Annotated in this window: 1 protein-coding gene; it reads right to left on the reverse strand. The window is 50.6% G+C overall.

What is annotated here, in order from left to right:
- The coding region (locus tag ACS8YF_RS19700) for a LysM peptidoglycan-binding domain-containing protein (protein ID WP_440851787.1) at positions 1-577 on the reverse strand (577 nt) is incomplete at its 3' end.
- Positions 578-784 lie beyond the last annotated feature (207 nt).

Below are 784 nucleotides of genomic sequence, written 5' to 3' on the forward strand. Positions count from 1 at the left end.
TAATTGTCGGTTGCGACGCAACAGCAACGGTGGAATTTTGTGCAGGCTTGATCACAACTCCTTGCTCTGCTGCGTCGGCCTGGGTAATGGCATTTCCGCCAGTGATTGGCGTACCGGAAGCATTACCCACCTGCAAGGTCTGACCAACGTTCAGCGCGTATGGTGCCTGAATATTGTTGCGCTGAGCAAGGTCACGGAAATCGTTGCCAGTAATCCAGGCGATATAGAAAAGTGTGTCGCATTTTTTCACGGTATAGGTACTGCCGCTATAACTGCCTTTCGGAATGTTCCCATACTGACGGTTATAGACGATGCGTCCGTTTTCCATCTGTACCGGCTGCTGAGCTACTGGCTGCACTGGCTGGATTTGCGGTTGTTGAGTAGCCTGAATTTGTGGCTGCTGTACCGGCTGAATTTGCGGTTGCTGCGCTGTAGACGTCGTCCCCATTTTCGGCGGCGGCGTAATCAACATACCAGAATTAGTATTTGCAGGCGCATTGCCATTAACGGAGCTGACCGGTGCCGGTGGATTTGAAGTGTCAGAACAGCCTGCCAGCCATAGCGAAACCAGTGACAAAGCCGCAATGCGTCGAACGGTGAATTTTGGGCTTCCCGCGCTCATTTATCCCCCAGGAAAAATTGGTTAATAACCAGTGACATAATTACCGTGCAAGGCACCCTACTGAACACTGGAAAAGATGTTCACGATACGCTGACCTGCGGCAAAATAACCAGGAAAAATCCAGGTATTTCCTCACGTTTTAAGCCAGCTCACCCTTCACTA

Source organism: Salinisphaera sp. SWV1, assembly GCF_052044155.1.
Classification (GTDB): domain Bacteria; phylum Pseudomonadota; class Gammaproteobacteria; order Nevskiales; family Salinisphaeraceae; genus Salinisphaera.